Source organism: Streptomyces sp. Ru62 (assembly GCF_002920615.1).
In the GTDB taxonomy this organism is placed as follows: Bacteria; Actinomycetota; Actinomycetes; order Streptomycetales; family Streptomycetaceae; genus Streptomyces.
In genome coordinates this window covers 94,573-121,209 of record NZ_PQSU01000022.1, presented here as the reverse complement: position 1 = coordinate 121,209, position 26,637 = coordinate 94,573, and the positions used below count along the sequence as shown (strand labels likewise).

Genomic DNA, 26,637 nt, shown 5'->3' with positions numbered 1-26,637 from the left:
CCCCGATTCTCACAGGTACGCGCGCGTGCGGGCGCCCGCCCCGGATCACAGGGTCAGCTCCGGGTGCAGCCGGGCCGGCGTCCACACCTGGCGGCGGCGGGCCGCGAGGGCGGTCAGCGCGAGGGCGCCGGCGGTGAACCCGGCGAGCACACCGCACGCCAGCCAGACCGGGCCGAGCCCGCCGCCCGTGATCAGCCGGCGCAGCGCCTCCACGATGTAGCTCATCGGCAGGAACGGGTGGATCGCGTTGAAGAAGCCCGGGCTGGTCTGGACGGGATAGGTGCCGCCCGCCGAGGTGAGCTGGAGCATCAGCAGCGCGAGCACGAGGATCCGGCCGGCCGCGCCGAAGCGGGCGTTCAGCCACTGCACGATCGCCGCGAAGCAGGCCGTGACCAGGAACAGGAAGCCGATCGTGCCGGCCGCCCGCAGCATCTGCAGGCCGACCGCCCAGTGCAGCACGGCCATCAGGGCGGCCACCTGGAGCACGCCCACCGCGGCCACCGGGAGCCAGCCGGCCACCGCGATCCGCCAGGCGGAGGCACCGGCCGCCAGGGCGCGCCGGTTGAGCGGCGGGATCAGCATGTAGGCCACCATCGCGCCGACCCACAGCGACAGCGGGATGAAGTAGGGGGCGAAACCGGTGCCGTAGTTCGGCGCCCTGTGCAGGTCGTGCGAGGCGAGCTGGACCGGGTCGGACATCACGCCGGTGCGCCGGTCGCGGTCCTGCTTGTCGTAGTCCGGGATCTTCTTCGCGCCCGAGTGCAGTCCGCCGGCGAGCTTGCCGGAGCCGTCGGAGAGCTTGTACAGGCCGCCGTTGAGGGTCTCGGCGCCCGACTTCGCGGTGCCGATGCCCTTGTCCAGGGCGACCGCACCCGTGTGGGCGGTGCCCAGTCCGGTGTGCAGCTTCTCGGCACCGGCGGCGACCTGGTGCGCCCCGGTGTTCAGCTTGTCGATCTTCTTGACGGCGTCCTCGACGTCCTCGGACAGGTGCGGCGCGCGCTCGGCGAGGGCGTCGGCCTGCTTCTGGAGGGTGCCCAGGTTGTCCCGCATCGTTTTCAGGTCGCCGTCCTGGTCCGCGATCAGCGTGTTGAGGTCGTCGGCGACGGTGGCCACCTCGGCGGCGGCCGTCCTGGCCCGCTTCAGCTCGGGGCAGGCCGGGTCGGGGAGCGACGCGCTCTCGCAGCGCGCCTTGTAGACCTCGTCCAGGACGGCGGAGGAGGCGTGCGCGGTCTTGGCGGCGCCGGGCGCGAGCTTCACCAGCACGTCCAGGTTGTCCTTGACCGCCTTCGCCGAGTCGGAGACCAGCCGTGCGGTGTCCCCGATCGTCTTCTCGTTGTTCTTCAGGAACGGGCCCGCCTGGGCGTAGACGCCGTCGACCTTGTCGGCGAGCGCCTGGGTGCCGTCGGCCACCTGGCGCGAGCCCTCCTGGAGGTCGCCCGAACCGGTGTCGAGCTTCTTCAGCCCCTTGGCCAGCTTGCCGCTGCCGCCCTTGGCGTCCTTCAGCCCGTCAGCGAGGTCCTTGGAGCCCTTCTCCGCCTTCCCGATCCCGCTGTTCAGCTTGTCGGCGCCCTGCGCGGCCGTGACGGTCTTGTCGTGGATGTCGGAGAAGGACACGAAGATCTTGTCCAGGAAGCTCCGGGAGGCCTTGGTGGACGCGGCCGAGCGCACCTCGTTGAAGACCGTGCGGGAGATCTGGCCGACGATGTAGTTGTTCGCGTCGTTGGTGCGCACCTGGAGGGCGCCGGTCTCCGGGGAGTCGCCGGAACTGGACGCGATCCGGCTACTGAAGTCGGCCGGCATGGTCAGCGACAGGTAGTAGGTGCCGTCCTCGACCCCCGCGCGGGCCTCCTCGTCACTCACCTCGTGCCACTCGAAGGTCCGGCTGTCGCGCAGTCCGTCGACGATGTCGTCACCGGCGGTGATCTTCTTGCCGCCCGCCGTGGCGCCCTTGTCGTCGTTCACCAGGGCCACCGGGATGCGGTCCAGCCGGCCGTACGGGTCCCAGAACGACCACAGGTACAGGGCGCCGTACAGCAGGGGCAGCACGAGCAGCGCGACGAGGGCGGCCCTGGGAAGCTTCCCGCGCCCGAAGCGCCTCAGCTCAAGCGCGGCCAGCCTCGGTGAGCGCATCACCGGCGTCCTCCTTCTGCGGCTCGGAGTCCTTCGGCCCGGAGTCCTTCGGCCCGGAGTCCTTCGGCCCGGAGTCCTCCGGCCCGGCGTTCCTCGGCCCGTTCTTCCTGGGCCCCTTCTTCTTCGGCCCGTTGTTCTTCGGCCCGTTGTTCTTCGGCCCGTTCTTCTTCGGCCCGTTCTTCTTCGGCTCGGTCTTCTGCGGCTCGGTCGGCACGGTGACACAGTCCTCGGGAGCGGTACGGCAGACGGCCACGACCGTCGTGCCCGCGCGCGTGAGCGACCGCAACAGGTCCCAGATCTGGGCGCGTTCGGCGTCCGAGAGCTTCATGTCGACGTCGTCCACCCCGAGCAGCCGGGGCCGGCCGAGCAGGGCCAGCGCGAGGGACAGGCGCAGCTCCTGCGGCCGTTCCAGGTCGCGTACGGCCGTCCGGGAGCCATTCGGGAGCGTCTCCAGGTCGAGTCCGGCGGCGGCCAGGGCCGCGTCGACCCGCAGCCGCGCCTCGTACGCGCGCTGGGCGCGGGGGTGCAGCAGATGGCGCAGGGAGTCGCCGAACCTGCGCTGCAACAGGGCCCGTTCGCGCAGGTGCTCCCCGACGGTGAGGGCCGGCTCCAGGTCGGTCACGCCGGTCACGTTCGCCACCGCGCTGACACGGCGCAGGGCCGCCATCTGACGGGGGAGTTTGAACCCGGCGACGGTGGCCACTCCTTCGGTGGGCTTCATCCGTCCCGTGAGTGCGAGCAGCAGACACGTGCGGCCGGAGCCGGACGGTCCCTCGATCGCGATCAGCGAGCCGGGCTCCGCGTCCAGGGTGACACCGCGGAAGGCCCACCCCCGCGGCCCCCTGATCCCGAGCGCCTCGGCCCTGACGTCGGCGCCGGCCGTGCCGCCCGCGTCGACGGGTCCCCCCGCGTCGACGGGTCCGTCCGTGCCGACCGTTCCGTGTGCGTCGTCCACAAGCCCCCCTGCCAGCGTAGGCCGTAATTGAACTGACTGGTCAGTGCAAAAATACGCCCGAACCTACGATCGAGGCAAAAGCCCAGGTCAGAACGGATTGTCAGTGGCATACCGCACGATGGGCACATACGGCATTCGTGCCGTCACCCAGACGACAGGAGGTTCGTCATGGCCCACTCGTCCGCAGCCGCCGCCCGTCGGCGCCGCGCCACCGGCCCTGCCCCCTCACTGACCGGTCCGGCGAGCGACGTGCACCCCGTGCTCCGCCGGGCCACGGCCCCGCCCGCCGCCCTCGACCTGCTCGCCCAGGCCCGTGCCGGACTGGAGGAGGCCACCGTGCTGGACACGCCGAACGAGCGCTATGCGACGGCCCACCTCGCCGCCCTGCGCACCGCCGCCGCCGTGCTCGCCGCCCGGGGCCGGCCCGAGACCTCCCCGCGCCGCCGGGCCCGGATCCGCAGCGCCTGGGAGGTGCTGCCAGAGATCGCCCCGGAGCTGACCGAGTGGAGCGCCCTGTTCGCCTCCGGCGCCGCGCGCCGCGCCCGCGCCGAGGCGGGCATCCAGGGAGCGGCCGGACAGCGGGACGCCGACGACCTGATACGCGACGTGGAGATGTTCCTCCGCATCGTGGAGCGGATGCTGGTCCTCCAGCCGGTCCTGCCCCAGCCCCGCCAGGACCCCGCCGGTGACCCCGCCGCCGTCGACGGCGGCACCGGTACCGGCGGGGACCGTCCGGGGAGGGGAGGCGGTCCGATGAGGGGGACTGGTCCGGGAGGTGATCTGCCGGACGCGGGCTGACCACGGGACCCCCGCCGGGGGAGGCGCGCAGGGTCGGCGCCGTCGCAGTGACCAGGCACGGCGTGGAGGCAATAGGGTGGACATCGCCTGAAGTCCCGCCCCGCCGAGGAGTCAACTGCCGTGTCGGACCCGATGCGCCCGCCCGTCTCCCACCACCACCCCCAGACGACGTCGCTGCGCTCCGACCCCTCCCGTCCTCGCGCCTCTCTCCGTACGGCCGTGGTCTGGGAGGTGTTGCAGGACGCCCTGGACCGCCGGGTCAAGGCCGCGGGCCGGGACTCGCTGGACGTCCTGGACACCGGAGGCGGCAGCGGCGGGTTCGCCGTGCCCCTCGCAAGCCTCGGCCACCGCGTCACGGTGGTCGACCCCAGCCCCAACGCCCTGTTCGCACTGGAGCGCCGCGCCGCCGAGGCCGGTGTCGCCGACCGGATCAGGGGCGTCCAGGGCGATGCGCACGGTCTGTTCGACGTGGTCGAGCGCGGCGGCTACGACGCCGTCCTGTGCCACGGCGTCCTGGAGTACGTCGACGACCCGGCCGAGGGCATCCGCAACGCGGTCGCCGCGCTGCGCGCCGAGGGCGTCCTCAGCCTGCTCGCGGCCGGTCTCGGCGGTGCCGTGCTCGCTCGTGCCCTGGCCGGCCACTTCACCGAGGCCCGGCAGGCACTCCAGGACCCCGACGGCCGCTGGGGCGCCGGCGACCCGATGCCCCGTCGCTTCACCGCCGAGCAGCTCACCGCGCTGGTGGAGGGCGCGGGTCTGCGGGTCGGCGCGGTGCACGGCGTGCGCGTCTTCGCCGACCTGGTGCCCGGGGTCCTGGTGGACACCGAGCCCGGTGCCCTCGACGCACTGGTGCAGCTGGAGGCCGCGGCGGCCGAACTGCCCGCGTTCCACTCCGTCGCCACCCAACTCCACGTGCTCGGTGAGACCATCGGTGCCCGCGAGGTCTGAGATCACCTCCGGCTCGCAGGCGCATCACCGGGGCCGGGGCGCACACGCGGGACGAGCCGCTGATCAGCGCCTCGGGCGCAGATGGAGTACGCCACAAGCCCCCCGATCGAGGGGTTTGCGCCGTATGATCGAGGTACACCGTCCGGCATGACGGGTCGGCCGCCGGGGAATGGAAGCCTCAGCGAGTCGGACGGCCATGACGGGCTCCGGTTGGCCAATTGGCGTAGAGGGGCGGGTTTCACGGGGGCGATTCCCTGCCTATCCTGAAGGGACCCCCCGGGTCGCCCCCGGCGACTGCACGATGAGGAGGACTCCGTGCCGCTCTCTGAGCACGAGCAGCGAATGCTTGAGCAGATGGAGCGAGCGCTGTACGCCGAAGACCCCAAGTTCGCGTCGGCGCTTGAGGGAAACGGGCTGCGGACGTACACCCGGCGGCGGGTCTACCAGGCGGTCGCAGGCTTCCTCGCGGGTATCGCGCTCCTCATGGCCGGAATGGTCGCGCAGCTGATCTGGGTCAGCGTGGTGGGTTTCCTCGTCATGCTGGGCTGTGCCGTGCTCGCCGTCACCGGCTGGCGCAAGGCACCGAAGCCGGGTGAGCAGCCCCCGGGCACCCCGCGCCGCCAGGCGCGGCCGAAGCGCTCCATGATGGACCGGATCGAGCAGCGCTGGCAGCGCCGCCGGGACGAACAGGGTCACTGACCGCGCCGCGCCTCCCACGGCGCCGGACCCGCAGACATACGTGAGGGGCGGCCACCGACTGGTGGCCGCCCCTGATGCGTACTGAGCCGCCCTCGCGGTGCGCTCGGCCCCGCCGCCGCTCAGCCGCACCGAGACGCGCCCGAAGAGAGCCACGCTGCCCGCGCTTCGTGCGGTCAGCCACGCTGCGTGCGGTCAGCCGTGGGGGGGCGCCGGCGCCGCGTGCGTCGGGCGAGCCGCCGCGGGCCGGGTCAACGAGGGCCGACCAGCGGACCGACACCACCCGAGCACCCAGCGCCGGCGCCCCGTGCGTACAGCCCCGCGTCACCGGCGTCATCCGCGTCACCGGCGTCGCCGTGGTCAGCCCCGCTGTCCGGACGGTCGGCGTAGCGTCGGGCGGGTTGCCGTGAGGCGGGTCCGCAGGGTCGACCAGCGGGCCGACAGCGCCCACAGCACCCGGACCGAGGAGCGGGGCAGGAACCGCGCCCGCAGCCGGGTCCCGGTGCTCACCGTGGCCCGCAGCCCCTCGATCACCCGGCGCACGTCCTGTGCCGCTCCCGCGGCCGGGCGCGGGGCGGGCGCGTACAGCACCTGCTCCACCGCGTCCGCCACCCGGTGCACAGCGGCCCCGGTCGCCGCGTCGAGATGGCCGAGCCGGACGATCCGGTCGGCGGCCTTGCGCGGAGTCAGCGACTCGTCCGGCGCGATGCCGTGGTCCCAGGCGCTGTCGGTCAGTTCCTGCCAGGCCGCCAGGGTGTGCGCCGCCGCGCCCCCCGCCGTCCGGGCGTGCCCGCCCAGCCGGCGCCCGCGCATCTGCTCCCGCCACAGCAGCGGCGACAGCGGAACCGCCAGGACCAGCAGCGCGCCCAGCCCGATCAGCGGCCACCACCACCAGCCGTCGCCGCCGCCCTCATGGTGCGGGACCGCCGCCGCGGACGGGCTGCCGCAGGCCTGGAGCTTGCGCAGCTCACCGGCGCAGCTCTCGCTCGGCGATGCCGCCGCCGAGGGCGCCGAGGACGCGCCCTTGGACGGCAGCGCCTCGTCCGGCAGCGAGCTGCCGGGCGTGTCCGACTGGGTGTACGACGGCGTGGTGCCCCGGGTGGGGGTCGGCTCGAAGCGGGTCCAGCCCACGCCCTCGAAGTACAGCTCGGGCCACGCGTGCGCGTCCTTCTGGCTCACCGCGACCGTGCCGTCGGCCTGCGGGGTGCCGGGCGCGAAGCCCACCGCGACCCGGGCCGGGATGCCGAGCGTGCGGGCCATCGCGGCCATCGCGAAGGAGAAGTGGACGCAGAAGCCCTGCTTCTTCTTCAGGAAGTTCGCTATGGCGCCGGGACCGCGGCCCACCTCCACCGAGGTGTCGTACTGGAAGCCCCCGTTGACCGCGAACCAGTCCTGCAGCTTGACGGCTTCCGCGTAGTGACTGCTGGTGCCCGCCGTGATCTCCCGCGCGGTGCGGGCCACCACCTTCGGCAGCGAGGACGGCACCTTGGTGTACTCCCGCCTCAGGGCGGCCGGCGGCTGCGGCGCGGCGGCGAGCTGTTCCGCCGTCGGCTGCACGTCCAGGCTGGTCACCCGGTAGGTCTCGCCGCGCGTGGTCTGGCCGCGGTCGCCGACGAGGGTCATCCCGACGGGCTCGTACCGCCACCGGCCGCTGATCTTCACATCGCTCGGCGGGTAGGGCATCGGCAGCCAGTCCTGCGCGTACCAGTCCGCCGCCGTGACGGTCGTCGTCACCTTGCCGCGCTCGATGTCCGAGCCCAGGCCGATGGGCGTGGGGAGCTTGTCCGGCACGCCGACGACGTGCCGCTGGGCCGGCTTCCAGGTGGTGCCGTCGAAGTCGTCCAGGGAGACGATCCGCAGGTACAGGTCGGAGATGTCGTTCGAGTCCGTCCGCAGCGTCAGCACCTGGCGGTCGTCGTTCGTGTTCAGGTTGTCTCGCAGGGACACCAGCGGGTTGACCGCCGAGATCGTGCCCCCGTTGCCGCCTCCCGCCCCCACGCCGGTGCCCGCGGTACCCAGCAGGCCGCCGTTGATCGTGGGCAGGGCGAGCGGCACCACCAGGGCCACGCCGAGCGCGACCGCGCCGATCCGGCGTCCGGTGCGCACCGGCGCCACGGCGCCCTCCGGGCCGCCCGGGGTGCGGGGCGCGCCGCCGAAGACGCGGCCCCACTGGGCGAGCCGGTCCCGGCCCTCCGCGAGCAGCAGCATCAGATAGCCGGCCGCCGCCACCAGGAACCACAGCCAGCCCGCCCCGCCCCCGGACAGGCCCGCGGCCACCGAGTACAGCGCGAGCAACGGCAGACCGGCCGGGGCCGCGCTGCGCAGGGTCACCGCGAGCGTGTCCACCAGCAGGCCGATCAGCAGCGCGCCGCCGATCAGCATCAGTTTGATGCCGTCGGTGACCGGCGCCGGTGTCGCGTACCGGCTGACGTCGTCCGTGCCCTGCTGGAGCAGGTCGGCGAAATAGCGGAAGGTGTCCGGGCCGGGGATCAGCCCGATGAGCGCGTGCCCCCGGGCGAAGACCAGGGTCAGCAGCATCAGGGTGACCAGCGCCTGCGCCGCCACGGTCAGCGTCCGGCCCAGCGGCACCCGCCGGGCCGCCGCGCCCACCTCGGTCTGGATGGCCACCAGCGGGACCAGTTGCAGCAGCCAGGTCGGCTCGGTGACCAGCGGCAGCAGCGAGCAGGAGGCCATCAGGGTGGCCGCCGCCGCGCACAGTGCCAGTCGTGCCCGCCCGCTCATCCCCGCGCCTCCCCGGTCACGGCGGTCAGTCCGGAGCGCTCCCGGTCCGCCTGCCGCCACAGTTCGTCCGCCGAGGCGCCGCGCGGCACGCTCAGCGCCGTCCAGCCCGCCTCGCGCAGCATCCGCAGCCGCTCCTCGTGCCGGTCGCCGGGGCGGGGCACGTCGGTCGCCTCCCGGGTCCAGGTGTCGGGGTCCAGCACGAAGGCGACGGCGCCGCCGCTGCGCCGGCTCATCTTGGCGACCGTCGTGGCCTGCTCCTCGTCCAGGTCGCCGAGGAAGGCGATCAGCAGCCCCTCGTTGCCGCCGCGCAGCACGTCGTACGCCCGGGACAGCCCGGTGCCGTCGGAGTGGTCGATCACCGCGAGGGTGTCCAGCATCAGCCCGGCCGCGTCCGCCGTCTCCTGGCCGGTGCCCGCGAACCCGTCGGCGCCCTCGCCGGGCACCGCGCTGCCGCTGTCGGTCAGCAGCCGTACCGAGAAGCCGCGCTCCAGCATGTGCACCAGCACGGAGGCGGCACCGGAGACGGCCCACTCGAAGGCCGAGTCCGGGCCCGCGCCCTCGTAGGCGCCGCCGCGGGTGTCCAGGAGCACGGTGCACCGGGAGCGCCGGGGCTGCTCCTCGCGGCGCACCATCAGCTCGCCGTAGCGGGCGGTGGACCGCCAGTGCACCCGGCGCAGGTCGTCGCCGTAGCGGTAGCCGCGCGGGATGACGTCGTCCTCGCCGGCGAGGGCCAGCGAGCGCTGCCGTCCGTCGCCGTACCCCTTGGCCTCGCCGCCGAAGCGGACCGGGGAGAGCGGCTCCACGCGCGGGATGACCGTCAGGGTGTCGTACGTCGAGAAGGATCGGGTCAGCTCGCACATGCCGAAGGGGTCGGTGAGCCGCAGCTGGAGCGGGCCGAGCGGATAGCGGCCCCGCAGGTCGGAGCGGACCCGGTAGGACACCTCACGGCGGCCGCCCGGCTCGACCCGGTCCAGCACGAAGCGGGGCCGGGGCCCGAGGACGTACGGCACCCGGTCCTGGAGCATCAGCAGTCCGGTGGGCAGCCGGGAGACGTTGTCCATGCGCAGGTGCACCCGCGCCTCGCTGCCGGCGGGGACGCGCGCGGGGGCGAGGCGGCGGCTCGCGGCCACCCGGTAGCGCGTGCGGTACAGCACGGCCGCGCAGATCAGGGGCAGCACCGCGAGCAGCAGGCCGACCCGCAGCAGCTCGCTCAGGCCCAGCACGAACGAGCAGATCGCGGCGGCGATCCCGGCCGCGAGGAAGGAGCGGCCCCGGGTGGTGAGGCCCGCCAGGGCCGTACGGATCCCGCCCGCCTCCCCGCGGTCGGCCTCCGCCTGACCGGCCCCCCAGGAACTCATCACAGACTCCGCGGGGGCTGCTGGGGATAGGCCGGGACGCTACGGCCCAGGCCACCGAAGCCGTTCTGCGGGACCGGGGCCTGGGCGGTGGGCACCGGGGTGTGCTGGAGGATCTCCAGCACCACCTGCTCGGCCGTGCGGCGGTTCAGCTGGGCCTGCGCCGTGGGCAGCAGACGGTGGGCGAGGACGGCGACGGCGAGCGCCTGGACGTCGTCCGGCAGCGCGTACTCCCGGCCGGCGAGCGCCGCGGACGCCTTGGCCGCGCGCAGCAGGTGCAGCGTCGCGCGCGGGGAGGCGCCGAGTCTGAGGTCGGGGTGGGCACGGGTGGCGGCTACCAGTTCGACCGCGTAGCGCCGGACCGGCTCGGCGACGTGCACCCCGCGCACCGCCTCGATCAGCTTCACGATCTCGTGCGCGTGCGCCACCGGCTGGAGGTCGTCCAGCGGGCTGACCCCGCCGTGGATGTCGAGCATCTGCAGCTCGGCCTCCACGCTCGGGTAGCCGACGGAGACGCGGGCCATGAAGCGGTCGCGCTGGGCCTCGGGCAGCGGGTAGGTGCCCTCCATCTCGACCGGGTTCTGGGTGGCCACCACCATGAAGGGGCTGGGCAGTTCGTACGTCTGCCCGTCGATGGTGACCTGCCGCTCCTCCATCGACTCCAGCAGCGCGGACTGGGTCTTGGGCGAGGCGCGGTTGATCTCGTCGCCGATCACGATCTGCGCGAAGATGGCACCCGGCTTGAACTCGAAGTCCCGGCGCTGCTGGTCCCAGATGGACACGCCGGTGATGTCCGAGGGCAGCAGGTCCGGTGTGAACTGGATGCGCCGCACCGAGCAGTCGATGGACCGCGCCAGCGCCTTGGCGAGCATCGTCTTGCCCACCCCGGGGACGTCCTCGATCAGCAGGTGGCCCTCCGCGAGCAGCACGGTCAGCGCGAGTCGTACGACCTCGGGCTTGCCCTCGATCACGCCCTCCACCGAACCGCGCACCCGCTCCACCGTGGCGGTCAGCTCAGTGAGGCTCGCTCGATCGTCATAGGTCGTCACCCGGCCCTCCTCGGCCCGTTCTTTCCGGGCCGACGCTCTCGTGCGAAACCGGCCCACCCCGAAACACGGACACCACGCGGGAAAAGTTCCGCGTGACGTCACACCCCGCATTCTTGCTGCCGTTACCGATTCGTGTCACTCGCCTGTGGACAACTGCCCGCACGATGCCGGTCTTACGACTTTTCGACCGCATTTTCGATACGGAACGGCGGGATGTGTTCCGGGGCGGCGGTCCGGCACCCCGGTTCAGGCCGGGTCGACCTCGCGCAGCAGACCGGTGCGCACGTCGAAGACGAAGCCGCGGACGTCGTCGGTGTGCAGCAGGAACGGCGAGGTGCGCACCCGCTGCATGGACTGGCGCACGTCCTGGTCCACGTCGTGGAAGGACTCCACCGCCCAGGACGGCCGCTGGCCGACCTCCATCTCCAGCTCGGTGCGGAAGTCCTCGGTGAGGGCCTCCAGGCCGCAGCCGGTGTGGTGAATGAGCACGATGCTGCGGGTGCCGAGCTTGCGCTGGCTGATGGTCAGCGACCGGATGACGTCGTCGGTGACCACACCGCCCGCGTTGCGGATCGTGTGGCAGTCGCCGAGCTGCAGGCCGAGGGCCTTGTGCAGGTCGAGGCGGGCGTCCATGCACGCGACGACGGCGACGTGGAGAACGGGGCTGGCGTCCATGCCGGGGTCCGTGAACGCCTCGGCGTACCGCCGGTTGGCCTCCACGAGGCGGTCGGTCACGGTGTCTCCGGCCGGTATGGCGCCTTCGGATCCAGTGGGCACTGCTGCAGAAGTCGTCATGCTGACGACGTTACTGGTCACGCGAGGTTCCGGCGTGCTGTGAGAGGGGACAAAAATCGCCATCGTGGCGTGTTGTGAGCTAACCCACACGGAGGGCGAAACCGACCGGACGGATGAATCCGTTCGAATGACCGCACCGGTCCGCGCGCGGTGCGCGACGCGCAGGCCGGTTGATTGACCGCGAGACAGGGTGGACTAAAGTGGCGCGAAGCGGGAGGCGTGGCTCTTCCTGCTGGTGAAACCCCCGGAGACCCCGGCATGCGCCCGGACCGTCTCCCCACGCGCGCGGCGCGTACGTACGGCTCGGCCTCCTCCCGCTCCCGGTCGGCTGACGCTTCCGGCGCCGGCAGGCCGCACCTTCACGAGCTGGCGGGGACCCGAGGCGGTGCGTATCCTGCGCCGGATCCTGAGAGGCCCCCTTGAGCCAGAGTCGACACGTCCCGGTGATGCTCCAGCGGTGCCTGGACCTGCTGGCGCCCGCCCTGGAGCAGCCGGGCGCGGTGGTCGTCGACTGCACCCTCGGCCTCGGCGGGCACAGCGAGGCGCTGCTCGGCCGGTTCCCCGAGGCGCGGCTGATCGGCCTCGACCGGGACAAGGAGGCGCTGCGGCTGTCCGGTGAGCGGCTGGTCTCCTACGGGGACCGCGCCACCCTCGTGCACGCCGTGTACGACGAGCTGCCCGAGGTGCTGGACCGGCTCGGCATCGCGCGCGTGCAGGGCGTGCTGTTCGACCTCGGCGTCTCCTCCATGCAGCTCGACGAGGCCGACCGGGGCTTCGCCTACGCGCAGGACGCGCCCCTGGACATGCGCATGGACCAGACGACCGGGATCAGCGCCGCCGAGGTCCTCAACACCTACCCGGCCGGCGAACTCGTGCGGATCCTGCGGGCGTACGGCGAGGAGAAGCAGGCCAAGCGGATCGTCGCCGCCATCGTCCGGGAGCGCGAGAAGGAGCCGTTCAGCAACAGCGCGCGGCTCGTGGAACTCATCCGGGACGCGCTGCCGCAGGCCGCCAAGCGTACCGGCGGCAATCCGGCCAAGCGCACCTTCCAGGCGCTGCGCATCGAGGTCAACGGCGAACTGTCGGTCCTGGAGCGGGCGATCCCGGCCGCCGTGAAGGCCCTGGACGTCGGCGGGCGCATCGCCGTGCTGTCGTACCACTCGCTCGAAGACCGGCTCGTCAAGCAGGTGTTCGCGGCCGGGGCCGCCACCACCGCGCCGCCGGGGCTGCCCGTCGTGCCCGAGCGGTACCAGCCGCGGCTCAAGCTGCTCACCCGTGGTGCCGAACTTCCCACCGAGGAAGAGATCGCCGAGAACCGCCGGGCCGCACCGGCCAGACTGCGGGGTGCCGAGCGCATCCGGGAGGACGTCGAGTGAGCGAGACGGGTCGGAAGGGTTCCCCCGCGCACCGGGGGAGCGGTGTCCCGCACGCACCGGGGGAGCAGTGAGCAGGAAACCCGAGCTGAAGGGGAGGGCCGCCCGGCTCGCCCGGCTCCTCCCGGCCGGCCGCGCCCAGGCGGCCCGCACCCCGTTCGTCCTGCTCGTCGTCGTGCTCCTCGGTGGCGGCCTCATCGGGCTGCTGGTGCTGAACTCCGCGCTCAGCGAAGGCTCGTTCGAACTCGCCGACCTGGAGAAGCAGACGAAGAGCCTCACCGACCAGGAGCAGGCCCTCCAGCGGGACATCGACGCCTACTCGTCCCCGGACGCACTCCAGCGCCGCGCCCGCCAGCTCGGCATGGTCCCCGGCGGCGACCCGGCCTTCCTCGGCCCCGACGGTACCGTCAAGGGCGTCCCCCGCGTCGCCGCCCCCGAGCCCGCCGCCCTCACGGCCCCGGCCGGCCCCGGCCCCCTCACCCCGGCCGGCGCCACCCTCTCCACGGCCCCGCCCGCCGCCCCGGCCCCCACCGTGCCGCCGCAGCCCCCGAGCGACCCGGCGGCCGCGCCCCCCGCGCCGCCCGCCACCCTCCAGCCCATCCCCACCCCGACCCCCGGCAGGTGACGGAAGTGTCCGACAGGGAACCGCCGCGCCGCCGCGTGCCCGGGCCCGCCAAGCCTCCCCGGCCGCGGGGTGCCGTCCGGCGGCAGCCCGGGCCCGGTGCCCGGCCGGTCCGCCGCTCCGGCGGAGCCCGGCCCCCGGTGTCGCGCCCCCTCCGGCTCGGCAGCCCCCGGCCCCGGCTGCGCCTGGTCAGCCTCGCCCTGACCCTGGTGCTGCTCGCCTTCGTGGTGCGGCTGCTCCAGGTCCAGGCCGTCGACGCGAGCTCCTACACGGCGCGGGCCGAGCAGAACCGGTACGTGGTGCACACGCTGGCCGCCGAGCGCGGCGAGATCACCGACCGCAACGGTGTCGCCCTCGCCGTCAGCGAGGACGCGTACGACATCACGGCCGACCCGACGATGTTCAGCCGCGCGCAGCTGAAGATCTCCGACGGTCCCGAGAAGGCCGCCGCGCTGCTCGCCCCGATCCTCGGCCAGGACCAGGCCGCGCTCGTCAGGAAACTGCGCCCCGCGAACAAGAACTCCCGCTACACCCGGCTCGCCGCCCGGCAGACCCCGCAGGTCTGGAAGCAGATCAAGGACCTGAAGACCGCGCTCACCAACAAGTCGGAGACGGATCACACCACCGTCAACGTCCTGGCCGGTGTCTTCGCGGACCCCAGCAGCCAGCGGGTGTACCCCAACGGCGACCTGGCCGCCGGGATACTGGGCTGGGTCAACGCCGACGGCCAGGGCGGCGGCGGCATCGAGCAGGAGCTGGACAAGCAGCTCTCCGGTAAGGACGGCAAGGTCCGCTACGCCCAGGCCGGCGGGCGCCAGGTGCCGACGGCCGGGTCCACCGAGACCCCCGCCGTGCCCGGCTCCGACGTCGAGCTGACCATCGACCGCGACATCCAGTGGGCCGCGCAGGACGCGATCAGCGAACAGGTGAGGAAGTCCAAGGCGGACCGGGGTTACGTCATCGTCCAGGACACCCGCACCGGCCAGATCCTCGCCATGGCCAACTCGCCCGGCTTCGACCCCAACGACCTGTCGAAGGCCGACGGCGACGCCATGGGCAACGCGGCCGTCCAGGACGCCTACGAACCCGGTTCCACGGCGAAGGTGATGTCGATGGCGGCCGTGCTGGAGCGGAACGTCGCCACCCCGCTCACCCATGTCGTCGTACCCAACCGGCTGCACCGCGGCGACCGGCTCTTCCAGGACGACGTCGACCACGCCACCTGGCACCTGACCCTCAACGGCGTGCTCGCCAAGTCCAGCAACATCGGCACCATCCTGGCCACCGGCGAACTCGGCAGGACCCAGCCCGAGGCCAACAAGGTCCTCTACTCGTACCTGCGCAAGTTCGGCATCGGCAGCCCCACCGGTCTGGGCTTCCCCGGCGAGACCGCCGGCATCCTCGCGCCGCCGCAGAAGTGGTCCACCTCGCAGCAGTACACGATCCCCTTCGGTCAGGGCTTCTCCATCAACGCGATGCAGGCCGCCTCCGTGTACTCGACCATCGCCAACGGCGGCGTCCGCGTCCAGCCGACCCTCGTGCGCGGCACCAAGGGCGCCGACGGCCGCTTCGACCCGGCGCCGAAGCCCGAGCGGACACGGGTCGTCAGCGAGAAGACCGCCAAGAGCCTCGCGCAGATGCTGGAGTCCGTCGTAGACGACGGGCAGGGCACCGGCATCAAGGCCCGCATCCCCGGGTACCGGGTCGCGGGCAAGACCGGCACCGCCAACCGCGTGGATCCGGTCACCGGCCGCTACCGCGGTTACACGTCGTCCTTCGCCGGCTTCGCCCCCGCCGACAACCCCCGGATCACCGTCTACTGCGCCATCCAGAACGCCACCTCGGGCAGCTACTTCGGCGGCCAGATCTGCGCCCCCATCTACAAGCAGGTGATGGAGTTCGCCCTGAAGACCCTCCAGGTCCCGCCGACCGGCGCGAAGGCCGCCAACCTGCCCGTCGACTACAAGCCCTGATCAGCACCTCGGAAACACCAGGAACCAGCTCGTGACAACGATCACCCCGGACCCCGGGAACCAAGGCGCCCACAGGCCCTCACTTCGCTCCGGAGCGGGTACGCCCGGTACGCTCACCGCCGTGCCACACGCTGATCAGTCCCCCATCACCCAGAAGGGCCAACCCGTGACGTATCCGGGACTGCCCCGGCCGACGACGCTCCCCGCCACACCCCTCGCGGAGCTCGCCGGCCAGCTGGGTGTCACCGCGCCGGAAGCCGCCGCCGAGGTCACGGGGATCACCCACGACTCGCGCGCGGTCCGCCCCGGTGACCTGTACGCCGCCCTCCCGGGCGCCCGGCTGCACGGCGCCGACTTCGTCACCCAGGCCGCGAGCCTGGGCGCCGTGGCCGTGCTCACCGACCCCACGGGCGCCGAGCGCGCCGCCGCGTCCGGGCTGCCCGTCCTGGTGGTCGAGGACCCGCGCGGGCGGATGGGAGAGCTGGCGGCCACGATCTACCGCCACCCGGGCCGCGACCTGCTCCAGATCGGCATCACCGGCACCTCCGGCAAGACCACCACCGCCTACCTCGTGGAAGGCGGCCTGAAGACCGTCCGTTCGACCGGTCTCATCGGCACCGTCGAGATCCGCATCGGCGACGAGCGCATCAAGTCCGAGCGCACCACGCCCGAGGCCACCGACCTCCAGGCCCTGTTCGCCGTCATGCGCGAAGGGGGCGTCGAGGCAGTCGCCATGGAGGTCTCCAGCCACGCCCTGGTCCTCGGCCGGGTCGACGGCTGCGTCTTCGACATCGCCGTCTTCACCAACCTCAGCCCGGAACACATGGAGTTCCACTCCGACATGGAGGACTACTTCCGGGCCAAGGCACAGCTGTTCACGCCGAAACGCAGCGCATTCGGCGTGGTCAACGCCGACGACGAGTACGGCCGCCGGCTCGCGAAGGAGGCGACCGTGCCGGTCGTCACCTTCTCCGCCGAGGGCCACCCCGACGCCGACTGGCGCGCCCAGGACGTCCAGGTCGGTCCCATGGACTCGACGTTCACCGTCCTCGGCCCGAACGGCGAGCGCGTGCACGCCAAGTCGCCGCTGCCGGGCCCCTTCAACGTGGCGAACACCCTCGCCGCCATCGTCGCCCTCGCCGCGGCCGGCCTCGACCCGCAGACCGCCGCCGACGGCATCGCCGCCGTCCCGGGCGTCCCGGGCCGCCTGGAGCGCGTCGACGCCGGGCAGCCCTACCTGGCGGTGGTCGACTACGCCCACAAGACCGACGCCGTCGAGTCGGTGCTCAAGGCGCTGCGCAAGGTCACCAAGGGCCGGCTGCACGTCGTCCTCGGCTGCGGCGGCGACCGCGACCGGACCAAGCGCGCCCCGATGGGCGCCGCCGTGGCCCGGCTCGCCGACACGGCCGTGCTGACCTCCGACAACCCCCGCTCCGAGGATCCCCTCGCGATCCTCGCGACCATGCTCCAGGGCGCGGCCTCCGTGCCCGCGCACGAGCGCGGCGAGGTCCTCCTCTTCGAGGACCGGGCCGCCGCCGTCGCCGCCGCCGTGGGCCGCGCCCAGGCCGGCGACACCGTGCTGGTCGCGGGCAAGGGCCACGAGCAGGGCCAGGACATCGCCGGCGTGGTCCGTCCCTTCGACGACCGCCAGGTGCTCCGCGAAGCCATCCAGAAGACCCAGGGATGAAAATCCAGAAGACCCAGGGGATGAACTTGTGATCGCCCTCTCCCTCGCCGAGATCGCAGCAGTCGTCGGCGGGCAGACGCACGACATACCGGATCCGTCCGTACAGGTCACGGGGCCGGTCGTCCGGGACTCCCGCGAGGTGGTGCCCGGCAGCCTGTTCGCCGCCTTCGTCGGCGAGCGCGTGGACGGCCACGACTACGCCCGGGCGGTGACCGAGGCCGGCGCGGTCGCCGTGCTGGCCTCCCGCCCGGTCGGCGTCCCCGCGATCGTCGTCGAGGACGTCCAGACGGCCCTCGGCGCCCTCGCCCGGCACGTCGTACGCCGGCTCGGCGCGACCCTCGTCGCCCTGACCGGCTCGGCCGGCAAGACCAGCACCAAGGACCTCATCGCCCAGGTGCTGCGGCGCAAGGCACCGACGGTGTTCACGCCCGGCTCGCTCAACAACGAGATCGGGCTGCCGCTGACCGCCCTGTCCGCCACCGAGGAGACACGGTTCCTCGTGCTGGAGATGGGCGCCCGGGGCATCGGGCACATCCGCTACCTCACCGGCCTCACCCCGCCGAGGATCGGCCTGGTGCTCAACGTCGGCAGCGCCCACATCGGCGAGTTCGGCGGACGTGAGCAGATCGCCCAGGCCAAGGGCGAACTCGTGGAGGCCCTTCCCCCGGCGGAGGAGGGCGGTGTGGCGATCCTCAACGCCGACGACCCGCTGGTGCGGGCCATGGCCTCCCGTACCAAGGCGAAGGTGGTCCTTTTCGGAGAGTCGGCCGAAGCGGACGTACGGGCCGAGAACGTACGACTCACGGACAGCGGACAGCCCTCCTTCAGGCTTCACACACCCTCCGGTGCAAGTGATCTGACGATGCGCCTGTACGGTGAGCATCACGTGTCGAACGCGCTCGCCGCGGCCGCCGTCGCCCATGAGCTGGGCATGTCCGCGGAAGAGATCGCCACCGCGCTCTCCGAGGCGGGCTCCCTCTCCCGCTGGCGCATGGAGGTCACCGAGCGCCCGGACGGCGTGACCATCGTCAACGACGCCTACAACGCCAACCCCGAGTCCATGCGGGCCGCCCTCAGGGCGCTCGCGGCCATGGGCAAGGGGCGCCGCACGTGGGCGGTGCTCGGCAAGATGGCCGAGCTGGGGGACGAGGCGCTCGCCGAGCACGACGCCGTCGGACGGCTCGCCGTCCGGCTCAACGTCAGCAAGCTCGTCGCCGTCGGGGGGATTGAGGCCTCCTGGCTGCAATTGGGCGCATATAACGAGGGTTCGTGGGGTGAGGAGTCGGTGCACGTGTCCGACGCACAGGCGGCGATCGACCTGTTGCGCAGCGAGTTGCGCCCGGGGGACGTCGTGCTCGTGAAGGCGTCCCGTTCGGTGGGTCTGGAGAGCGTCGCCCAGGCGCTCGTCGAGACCGGTGCCGAGGGTGAGGTTGCCGCCCGATGATGAAGCAGATCCTGTTCTCAGGAGTCATTGGCCTCTTCCTGACGCTGGTCGGCACCCCGCTGCTGATCAAGCTCCTCGCCCGCAAGGGCTACGGCCAGTACATCCGTGACGACGGCCCGCGCGAGCACGCCAGCAAGCGCGGTACGCCGACCATGGGCGGCATCGCCTTCATCCTGGCGACGATCGCCGCGTACTTCCTGAGCAAGCTCATCACCGGTTACCCGCCCACCTACTCCGGGCTGCTGGTCCTCGGCCTGATGTTCGGCATGGGCCTGGTCGGCTTCCTCGACGACTACATCAAGATCGTCAAGCGGCGCTCGCTGGGCCTGCGGGCCAAGGCCAAGATGGCCGGACAGCTGATCGTCGGCATCGCCTTCGCCGTGCTGTCGCTGCAGTTCTCCGACGCCCGCGGCAACACCCCGGCCTCCACCAAGCTGTCGTTCATCACCGACTTCGGCTGGTCCATCGGCCCGGTGCTGTTCGTCGTCTGGGCGCTGTTCATGATCCTCGCCATGTCGAACGGCGTGAACCTCACCGACGGTCTGGACGGTCTGGCCACCGGCGCCTCCGTGCTCGTCTTCGGCGCCTACACGTTCATCGGCGTCTGGCAGTTCCAGGAGTCCTGCGCCAACGCGGGCACCCTGACCAACCCCGGCGCCTGCTACGAGGTGCGCGACCCGCTGGACCTGGCCGTGGTCGCCTCCGCGCTGATGGGTGCCTGCCTCGGCTTCCTGTGGTGGAACACCTCGCCGGCCAAGATCTTCATGGGCGACACCGGCTCGCTCGCCCTCGGCGGTGTCCTCACCGGCCTGGCCATCCTCTCCCGCACGGAGCTGCTGGTGGCCATCATGGGCGGCCTGTTCGTCCTCATCACCATGTCGGTCGTCATCCAGGTCGGCTCCTTCCGGCTCACCGGCAAGCGCGTCTTCCGGATGGCACCGCTCCAGCACCACTTCGAACTCAAGGGCTGGTCCGAAGTCCTGGTGGTGGTCCGGTTCTGGATCATCCAGGGCATCTGTGTGATCGTCGGACTGGGCCTCTTCTACGCGGGATGGGCAGCGGACAAGTGACCTCCTCGGTGCCTTCTGGGCCTTCCGACTTCCAGGGCAAGCGCGTCACCGTCGCCGGGCTCGGCGTCTCCGGCGTCCCGGCGGCGAAAGTGCTGCACGCGCGCGGGGCGGTCGTCACGGTCGTCAACGACGGCGACGACGCACGCGCGCGGGAACAGGCCGCGGAGCTGGAGGCGCTCGGCATCACCGTGCGCCTCGGCGACGGCGAGACCCTGCCGGAGGGCACCGAGCTGATCGTCACCGCGCCCGGCTGGAAGCCCGACAAGCCGCTGTTCCTCGCCGCGGAGAAGGCCGGCGTGCCGGTCTGGGGCGACGTGGAGCTGGCCTGGCGGCTGCGCGGCCCCGACGCGGCCCCGTGGCTGGCCGTGACGGGCACCAACGGCAAGACCACGACCGTCCAGATGCTCGCCTCCATCCTGAAGGCGGCGGGCCTGCGCACGGCCGCCGTGGGCAACATCGGCGTCTCCCTGCTGGACGCGGTCCTCGGCGAGGAGCGGTACGACGTGCTCGCCGTCGAGCTGTCCAGCTACCAGCTCCACTGGGCGCCCTCCCTGCGGGCGCACTCCGCGGTGGTGCTCAACCTCGCCCCGGACCACCTCGACTGGCACGGCTCCATGGAGGCGTACGCGCGCGACAAGGGCCGCATCTACGAGGGCAACAAGGTCGCCTGCGTCTACAACGTCGCCGACAAGGCCACCGAGGACCTCGTGCGCGAGGCCGACGTCGAAGAGGGCTGCCGGGCCGTCGGGTTCACCCTCGGCACGCCCGGGCCCTCCCAACTCGGCGTCGTGGACGGCATCCTGGTCGACCGGGCCTTCGTCGAGAACCGGCACGAGAACGCGCAGGAGCTGGCCGAGGTCTCCGACGTCGACCCGCCCGCGCCGCACAACATCGCCAACGCCCTTGCCGCAGCGGCCCTCGCCCGTGCCTTCGGGGTGCCCGCGAGCGCCGTACGGGACGGCCTGCGGGCCTTCCGCCCGGACGCCCACCGCATCGCGCACGTCGCCGACATCGACGGCGTGGCGTACGTGGACGACTCCAAGGCGACCAACACCCACGCCGCGGAAGCGTCATTGGCGTCATATGAACCGATCGTATGGATCGCGGGCGGTCTGGCGAAGGGCGCGACCTTCGACGAGCTGGTCGCCAGGTCGGCGAAGCGGCTGCGCGGTGTCGTCCTGATCGGTGCCGACCGCGCCCTGATCCGGGACGCCCTCGCGCGACACGCGCCGGAAGTACCCGTGGTCGACCTCGACCGGACCGACACTGGGGCGATGCTCCAGGCGGTGACGGAAGCGAAGCGGCTGGCTCAGCCCGGCGACACGGTGCTGCTGGCCCCGGCCTGTGCCTCCATGGACATGTTCACCAACTACAACCAGCGCGGTGACGTGTTCGCGGCGGCGGTCCGCGAACTCGGCGCCTGACCCCGGCCGCCTGCCGGGCGGATCTTGGGAGGGACGCGTGGGACGGTCGACGTTCAGCGGAGGCGCCGATGCCCAGTAGCCGTACCGGCCGGCCACCCGTGCAGCGGGCGTCCCGGCGCCCGCGGTCCACCGTTCCCCGGCCCCCGCGCGAGAACCCCGTACAACGGCTCTACACGCGGGCGCGCAGGGCCTGGGACCGGCCGCTGACCGCCTACTACCTGATCGTCGGCGGCAGTGTGCTGATCACCGTGCTGGGCCTGGTGATGGTCTACTCGGCCTCCCAGATCACCGCGCTCCAGCTCTCGCTGCCCGGGTCGTACTTCTTCCGCAAGCAGTTCCTCGCCGCGCTCATCGGCGGCGCACTGCTGTTCGTCGCCTCACGCATGCCGGTGAAACTGCACCGGGCGCTGGCCTACCCGATCCTCGCCGGCGCCGTCTTCCTGATGGCCCTGGTGCAGGTGCCCGGGATAGGGATGGCGGTCAACGGCAACCAGAACTGGATCTCCCTCGGCGGCTCCTTCCAGATCCAGCCCAGCGAGTTCGGCAAGCTCGCCCTGGTGCTGTGGGGCGCGGACCTGATCGCCCGCAAGCAGGAGAGGAAGCTGCTGACCCAGTGGAAGCACATGCTGGTGCCGCTGGTCCCCGTCGCGTTCCTGCTGCTCGGGTTGATCATGCTCGGCGGCGACATGGGCACCGCGATCATCCTCACGGCGATCCTCTTCGGCCTGCTCTGGCTGGCGGGCGCGCCGACCCGGCTGTTCGCGGGCGTGCTGTCCGTCGCCGGCCTGATCGGTGTGACGCTCATCAAGACGAGCCCCAACCGGATGGCCCGCCTCGCCTGCATCGGTGCCACGGAGCCCAAGGCCGGGGTCGCCGACTGCTGGCAGGCCGTGCACGGCATCTACGCGCTGGCCTCCGGCGGACTCTTCGGCTCCGGACTCGGCGCGAGTGTGGAAAAATGGGGGCAACTCCCGGAAGCCCACACCGACTTCATCTTCGCCGTCACCGGTGAGGAACTGGGCCTGGCGGGGACGCTGTCGGTGCTCGCCCTGTTCGCGGCTCTAGGCTATGCGGGTATCCGCGTGGCCGGACGCACGGAGGACCCCTTCGTGAGGTATGCCGCGGGAGGCGTGACCACCTGGATCACCGCCCAGGCGGTGATCAACATCGGTGCGGTGCTCGGTCTGCTGCCGATCGCCGGTGTCCCCCTCCCGCTGTTCTCCTACGGAGGGTCCGCCCTGCTGCCGACCATGTTCGCCATCGGGCTGCTGATCGCCTTCGCGCGCGACGAGCCCGCTGCGCGGGCAGCGCTTGCGATGCGGCAACCTCGCTTTGGTAGAAAGCGGGCGGGAGGCTCCGGTGCCGAGCGGGGGCCTCGGAGATGGAACACGATGCGACGGCGTGCCTCGGCGGCGCGTTCGTCCGGAGAGCGGTGAATTTCGGTGCATGTCGTACTCGCCGGTGGAGGGACCGCCGGCCACATCGAGCCCGCGCTCGCCCTCGCGGACGCCCTGCGCAGGCAGGACCCGACCGTGGGGATCACGGCCCTGGGCACGGAGCGCGGCCTGGAGACCCGGCTCGTCCCGGAGCGCGGCTACGAGCTGGCGCTGATCCCGGCGGTGCCGCTGCCGCGCAAGCCCACCCCCGAGCTGATCACCGTCCCGGGCCGGCTGCGCGGCACGATCAAGGCCGCCGAGCAGATCCTGGAGCGCACCAAGGCGGACTGCGTGGTCGGCTTCGGCGGCTACGTCGCCCTGCCCGGCTATCTGGCCGCCAAGCGCCTCGGCGTGCCGATCGTGATCCACGAGGCCAACGCCCGTCCGGGCCTGGCCAACAAGATCGGCTCGCGGTACGCGGCCCGGGTCGCCGTCTCCACCCCGGACAGCAAGCTGCGTGACGCCCGCTACATCGGCATCCCGCTGCGCCGCTCCATCGCCACGCTGGACCGCGCCGCCGTACGGCCCGAGGCCCGCCACCGCTTCGGCCTCGACCCCAACCTGCCCACGCTGCTCGTCTCCGGCGGCTCGCAGGGTGCCCGGCGGCTGAACGAGGTGACGCAGGCGGTCGCCCCGTGGCTCCAGCAGGCCGGTATCCAGATCCTGCACGCGGTCGGCCCGAAGAACGAACTGCCGCAGGTGCACCAGATGCCGGGAATGCCCCCCTATATCCCGGTAAGTTACCTGGACCGGATGGACCTCGCGTACGCGGCGGCAGACATGATGCTCTGCCGCGCGGGCGCGATGACCGTCGCCGAACTCTCCGCCGTCGGGCTCCCGGCCGCGTACGTCCCGCTGCCCATCGGCAACGGCGAACAGCGGCTCAACGCCCAGCCGGTGGTCAAGGCCGGCGGTGGGCTCCTGGTCGACGACGCGGACCTGACGCCCGAGTGGGTGCAGCAGAACGTGCTGCCCGTGCTCGCCGACCCGCACCGGCTGTACGAGATGTCCCGCGCGGCGAGCGAGTTCGGCCGCCGGGACGCCGACGACCTGCTCGTCGGCATGGTGTACGAGGCGATCACCTCGCGCCGGTAGGACCGTATGACGAAAGGGCAGTGAGCAGCGTGGCCGGACCCTCCACCGCCGAGCGCGGTGAACGCCAGCAGGAGTCGTCCGGCCCGCCGCCCGCCCGCGGGCTCGATCGGCGGCGCCTTCGTGCGATCGTCGCCCTCGTCGCCCTCCTCGTGCTCCTCGGGGGCGGTTCCGCCTGGGCGCTGTACGGCTCCACATGGCTGCGCGTCGAGCACGTCTCGGTGTCGGGCACGCGTGTGCTGACTCCGGCCGAGGTGCGCGAGGCGGCGGCCGTGCCGGTCGGAAAACCGATGATTTCCGCCGACACGGGTGCCATCGCAGCCCGACTTCGCCGGAAATTGCCCCGAATTGACACCGTAGACGTGGTTCGTTCCTGGCCGCATGGAATCGGCCTGAAAGTGATGGAGCGCACTCCGGTGCTGTTGATCCGAAAGGGCGCGAACTTCGTCGAAGTCGATGACGACGGTGTTCGGTTCGCCACGGTCGCGCAGGCGCCGAACGGTGTTCCGATGCTGGAATTGTCCGCTTCCCGGACGGGTCCGGGTGCCGCCAGCTTCCGGCGCTTCGGCACCGACCGGCTGGTGCGCGAGGCGGTCCGGGTCGCGGGGGACCTGCCGGCCGCCGTGACGAAGACCGCCCGGTCCGTCCACGTGCGCACCTACGACGACATCTCGCTGGAGTTGGCCGACGGCCGCACCGTCGCATGGGGCAGCGGCGAACAGGGCCGCGCCAAGGCGCGGGCCCTCACGGCTCTCATGAAAGCATCTCCCGGCGCGCGGCACTTCGATGTCAGCGTCCCCACCGCCCCTGCGTCATCGGGGAGTTGACGCACATCCGCGCAGGCCAGCACCCTGGTTGGGCACTGCTACGGCTGATCACATAGGGTGAAAAGAAAAACGGGAGGTTCGGCGTGTTCGTTGAACGGGCGCCACTTGTCGACTTAGTGTCCTGTTCAGAAGACTCCAGGGAACAGACACACTGGTAACCCTAAACTTCAGGGTTAGGGTTCGGGTCGGCGCTACGGACCGTCCCATTCGGCATCCGTCGTCCCGGCGCGGGGCACCGCGCGGCGGCGACAACGTAATTCGAGGCGAGAGGCCTTCGACGTGGCAGCACCGCAGAACTACCTCGCAGTCATCAAGGTCATCGGTGTCGGCGGCGGTGGTGTCAATGCCATCAACCGGATGATCGAGGTCGGTCTCAAGGGCGTCGAGTTCATCGCCATCAACACCGACGCACAGGCGCTGTTGATGAGCGACGCCGACGTCAAGCTCGACGTCGGCCGCGAACTCACCCGCGGACTCGGCGCCGGAGCCAACCCGGCCGTCGGCCGCAAGGCCGCCGAGGACCACCGCGAGGAGATCGAGGAGGTCCTCAAGGGGGCCGACATGGTCTTCGTGACGGCCGGTGAAGGCGGCGGCACCGGCACCGGCGGCGCGCCCGTCGTGGCCAACATCGCGCGCTCGCTCGGCGCCCTGACCATCGGCGTGGTCACCCGCCCGTTCACCTTCGAGGGACGGCGCCGCGCGAACCAGGCCGAGGACGGCATCGCCGAACTCCGCGAAGAGGTCGACACCCTCATCGTCATCCCGAACGACCGGCTGCTGTCCATCTCGGACCGCCAGGTCTCGGTCCTGGACGCCTTCAAGTCCGCCGACCAGGTCCTGCTCTCCGGTGTTCAGGGCATCACCGACCTCATCACCACCCCCGGCCTGATCAACCTGGACTTCGCCGACGTCAAGTCGGTCATGTCCGAGGCCGGTTCGGCCCTCATGGGCATCGGCTCGGCCCGCGGCGACGACCGCGCGGTGGCGGCGGCCGAGATGGCGATCTCCTCGCCGCTGCTGGAGGCGTCCATCGACGGCGCGCGCGGCGTGCTGCTCTCCATCTCCGGCGGTTCCGACCTCGGCCTGTTCGAGATCAACGAGGCCGCCCAGCTGGTCAGCGAGGCCGCCCACCCCGAGGCCAACATCATCTTCGGCGCGGTCATCGACGACGCCCTCGGCGACGAGGTCCGGGTCACCGTCATCGCGGCCGGCTTCGACGGCGGCCAGCCCCCGGCCCGCCGGGACAACGTCCTCGGCACGGCCTCCGCCGGCTCCGCCCCCGCCCGCCGCGAGGAGCCCGCTCCGGCCCGGCCGAGCGAGCCGAGCCGTCCGTCCTTCGGCTCGCTGGGCAGCGTCAAGCCGAAGGAGGAGCCGGAGCCGGCGCCCGAGCCGGTGGCCGAGATCCCGGTCGCCCCGCCGGTGACGCCGGCGCCCCGGACCTACTCGGACAGCGCGGCCGAGGAGCTGGACGTCCCGGACTTCCTCAAGTGATAGGACAGCGCGAGAGCGTGAGCGGCGCGCACTTCGCCTTCACCGACCGGTGGGGCGGGGTGAGCGCCGCTCCGTATGAGGAGCTGAACCTCGGCGGCGCGGTCGGCGACGCGCCCGAGGCGGTACGGGGCAACCGGGAGCTGGCGGCCAAGTCGCTGGGCCTGGATCCCGGCCGGGTCGTCTGGATGAACCAGGTGCACGGCGCCGACGTCGCCGTGGTGGACGAACCGTGGGGCGAGAAGCCGGTGCCGGAGGTCGACGCGATCGTCACCGCCCGGCGCGGGCTCGCCCTCGCCGTCCTCACCGCCGACTGCGTGCCGGTGCTGCTGGCCGACCCCGTCGCCGGGATCGTCGCGGCGGCCCACGCCGGCCGGCCCGGCATGGTCAAGGGGGTCGTCCCCGCCGCCGTACGCGCCATGGTGGGACTCGGTGCCGAGGCGCGCCGGATCGTCGCCCGCACCGGCCCGTCCGTGTGCGGCCGGTGCTACGAGGTGCCGGAGGCGATGCGCGCCGAGGTGGCCGCCGTCGAGCCGGCGGCGCGCGCCGAAACGAGCTGGGGCACGCCGGCGCTCGATGTGAGCGCCGGGGTGCACGCGCAGCTCGACCGGCTCGGGGTGTGCGACCGGGCGCAGGCGCCGGTGTGCACGCTGGAGTCGGACGACCACTTCTCGTACCGCCGCGACCGCACCACCGGGCGGCTCGCGGGCTATGTCTGGCTGGACTGATGGGG

The 26,637-nt window shown here is 72.3% G+C and carries 21 protein-coding genes; 15 read left to right on the top strand and 6 right to left on the bottom strand.

All coding sequences use genetic code 11. The features are described 5' to 3' along the window. Positions 1 to 45 precede the first annotated feature (45 nt). On the bottom strand, positions 46 to 2,130 hold the full coding sequence (locus tag C3492_RS28085; RefSeq protein ID WP_103815272.1) for a YhgE/Pip domain-containing protein: 2,085 nt from the start codon (positions 2,128 to 2,130) through the stop codon (positions 46 to 48). Continuing rightward, on the bottom strand, positions 2,102 to 3,085 hold the full coding sequence (locus C3492_RS28080; protein ID WP_103815270.1) for an ATP-binding cassette domain-containing protein: 984 nt from the start codon (positions 3,083 to 3,085) through the stop codon (positions 2,102 to 2,104). Before C3492_RS28080 ends, C3492_RS28085 begins: the two co-directional genes overlap by 29 nt. Positions 3,086 to 3,253: 168 nt before the next feature. On the opposite strand from C3492_RS28080, the gene C3492_RS28075 reads away from it, so the two are divergent. The 3 genes from C3492_RS28075 (at position 3,254) to C3492_RS28065 (ending at position 5,530) form a co-directional block, all read left to right on the top strand. Beyond that, positions 3,254 to 3,883 (top strand): SAV_6107 family HEPN domain-containing protein, encoded by a 630-nt coding sequence (locus C3492_RS28075; RefSeq protein ID WP_103815268.1) that lies wholly within the window; start codon positions 3,254 to 3,256, stop codon positions 3,881 to 3,883. A gap of 120 nt (positions 3,884 to 4,003) precedes the next feature. After that, complete coding sequence (locus C3492_RS28070; protein ID WP_181140586.1) at positions 4,004 to 4,831, top strand: bifunctional 2-polyprenyl-6-hydroxyphenol methylase/3-demethylubiquinol 3-O-methyltransferase UbiG; 828 nt, start codon at positions 4,004 to 4,006, stop codon at positions 4,829 to 4,831. A 315-nt stretch (positions 4,832 to 5,146) separates the two neighbouring features. Further along, positions 5,147 to 5,530, top strand: coding sequence for a DUF3040 domain-containing protein (locus tag C3492_RS28065; protein WP_103815266.1), 384 nt, complete (start codon positions 5,147 to 5,149; stop codon positions 5,528 to 5,530). A 357-nt stretch (positions 5,531 to 5,887) separates the two neighbouring features. Here C3492_RS28065 and C3492_RS28060 read toward each other — a convergent pair whose 3' ends face one another. From C3492_RS28060 to C3492_RS28045, 4 genes are all read right to left on the bottom strand, one after another. Then, positions 5,888 to 8,269, bottom strand: a complete 2,382-nt coding sequence (locus tag C3492_RS28060; protein ID WP_103815264.1) for a DUF3488 and transglutaminase-like domain-containing protein — start codon at positions 8,267 to 8,269, stop codon at positions 5,888 to 5,890. Continuing rightward, complete coding sequence (locus tag C3492_RS28055; protein ID WP_103815262.1) at positions 8,266 to 9,627, bottom strand: DUF58 domain-containing protein; 1,362 nt, start codon at positions 9,625 to 9,627, stop codon at positions 8,266 to 8,268. The genes C3492_RS28060 and C3492_RS28055 overlap by 4 nt, the downstream gene beginning before the upstream one ends. Continuing rightward, entirely contained in the window at positions 9,627 to 10,673 is a 1,047-nt protein-coding gene (locus C3492_RS28050) for a MoxR family ATPase (protein ID WP_103815260.1), read from the bottom strand. Before C3492_RS28050 ends, C3492_RS28055 begins: the two co-directional genes overlap by 1 nt. Positions 10,674 to 10,919: 246 nt before the next feature. Continuing rightward, positions 10,920 to 11,531 carry a beta-class carbonic anhydrase gene (locus C3492_RS28045; protein WP_374938381.1) on the bottom strand — a complete coding sequence of 204 codons (612 nt, stop codon included), beginning with the start codon at positions 11,529 to 11,531 and terminating at the stop codon, positions 10,920 to 10,922. 356 nt (positions 11,532 to 11,887) lie between these two features. Between C3492_RS28045 and rsmH the strand changes: the two genes are divergently transcribed. The 12 genes from rsmH to pgeF all read left to right on the top strand — a co-directional run bounded on the left by rsmH (position 11,888) and on the right by pgeF (position 26,632). Beyond that, positions 11,888 to 12,844: a 16S rRNA (cytosine(1402)-N(4))-methyltransferase RsmH gene (rsmH, locus tag C3492_RS28040; RefSeq protein ID WP_103815258.1), complete on the top strand. Its 957-nt coding sequence runs from the start codon at positions 11,888 to 11,890 to the stop codon at positions 12,842 to 12,844. A gap of 67 nt (positions 12,845 to 12,911) precedes the next feature. Continuing rightward, the gene (locus C3492_RS28035) at positions 12,912 to 13,466 is read left to right on the top strand and encodes a septum formation initiator family protein (protein ID WP_103815256.1); all 555 of its coding nucleotides are present in this window, start codon (positions 12,912 to 12,914) and stop codon (positions 13,464 to 13,466) included. 5 nt (positions 13,467 to 13,471) lie between these two features. Further along, positions 13,472 to 15,436 carry a penicillin-binding protein 2 gene (locus C3492_RS28030; protein WP_308461159.1) on the top strand — a complete coding sequence of 655 codons (1,965 nt, stop codon included), beginning with the start codon at positions 13,472 to 13,474 and terminating at the stop codon, positions 15,434 to 15,436. 31 nt (positions 15,437 to 15,467) lie between these two features. After that, on the top strand, positions 15,468 to 17,123 hold the full coding sequence (locus C3492_RS28025) for a UDP-N-acetylmuramoyl-L-alanyl-D-glutamate--2,6-diaminopimelate ligase (RefSeq protein ID WP_181140585.1): 1,656 nt from the start codon (positions 15,468 to 15,470) through the stop codon (positions 17,121 to 17,123). A gap of 28 nt (positions 17,124 to 17,151) precedes the next feature. Continuing rightward, positions 17,152 to 18,567 (top strand): UDP-N-acetylmuramoyl-tripeptide--D-alanyl-D-alanine ligase, encoded by a 1,416-nt coding sequence (gene murF, locus C3492_RS28020; protein ID WP_103815251.1) that lies wholly within the window; start codon positions 17,152 to 17,154, stop codon positions 18,565 to 18,567. Next, positions 18,567 to 19,637 carry a phospho-N-acetylmuramoyl-pentapeptide-transferase gene (gene mraY / locus C3492_RS28015; protein ID WP_030347870.1) on the top strand — a complete coding sequence of 357 codons (1,071 nt, stop codon included), beginning with the start codon at positions 18,567 to 18,569 and terminating at the stop codon, positions 19,635 to 19,637. The genes murF and mraY overlap by 1 nt, the downstream gene beginning before the upstream one ends. Beyond that, entirely contained in the window at positions 19,619 to 21,061 is a 1,443-nt protein-coding gene (murD, locus tag C3492_RS28010; RefSeq protein ID WP_181140584.1) for a UDP-N-acetylmuramoyl-L-alanine--D-glutamate ligase, read from the top strand. Before mraY ends, murD begins: the two co-directional genes overlap by 19 nt. Before the next feature lie 68 nt (positions 21,062 to 21,129). Continuing rightward, positions 21,130 to 22,497, top strand: a complete 1,368-nt coding sequence (gene ftsW / locus C3492_RS28005) for a putative lipid II flippase FtsW (protein WP_103815246.1) — start codon at positions 21,130 to 21,132, stop codon at positions 22,495 to 22,497. Between the two features lie 6 nt (positions 22,498 to 22,503). Then, on the top strand, positions 22,504 to 23,592 hold the full coding sequence (gene murG / locus C3492_RS28000; protein ID WP_103815244.1) for an undecaprenyldiphospho-muramoylpentapeptide beta-N-acetylglucosaminyltransferase: 1,089 nt from the start codon (positions 22,504 to 22,506) through the stop codon (positions 23,590 to 23,592). A 29-nt stretch (positions 23,593 to 23,621) separates the two neighbouring features. Beyond that, the gene (locus C3492_RS27995; protein WP_181140594.1) at positions 23,622 to 24,416 is read left to right on the top strand and encodes a cell division protein FtsQ/DivIB; all 795 of its coding nucleotides are present in this window, start codon (positions 23,622 to 23,624) and stop codon (positions 24,414 to 24,416) included. A gap of 279 nt (positions 24,417 to 24,695) precedes the next feature. Then, positions 24,696 to 25,907 (top strand): cell division protein FtsZ, encoded by a 1,212-nt coding sequence (gene ftsZ / locus C3492_RS27990; protein WP_103815240.1) that lies wholly within the window; start codon positions 24,696 to 24,698, stop codon positions 25,905 to 25,907. Further along, complete coding sequence (gene pgeF, locus C3492_RS27985) at positions 25,904 to 26,632, top strand: peptidoglycan editing factor PgeF (protein WP_103815238.1); 729 nt, start codon at positions 25,904 to 25,906, stop codon at positions 26,630 to 26,632. Before ftsZ ends, pgeF begins: the two co-directional genes overlap by 4 nt. Positions 26,633 to 26,637: the final 5 nt, after the last annotated feature.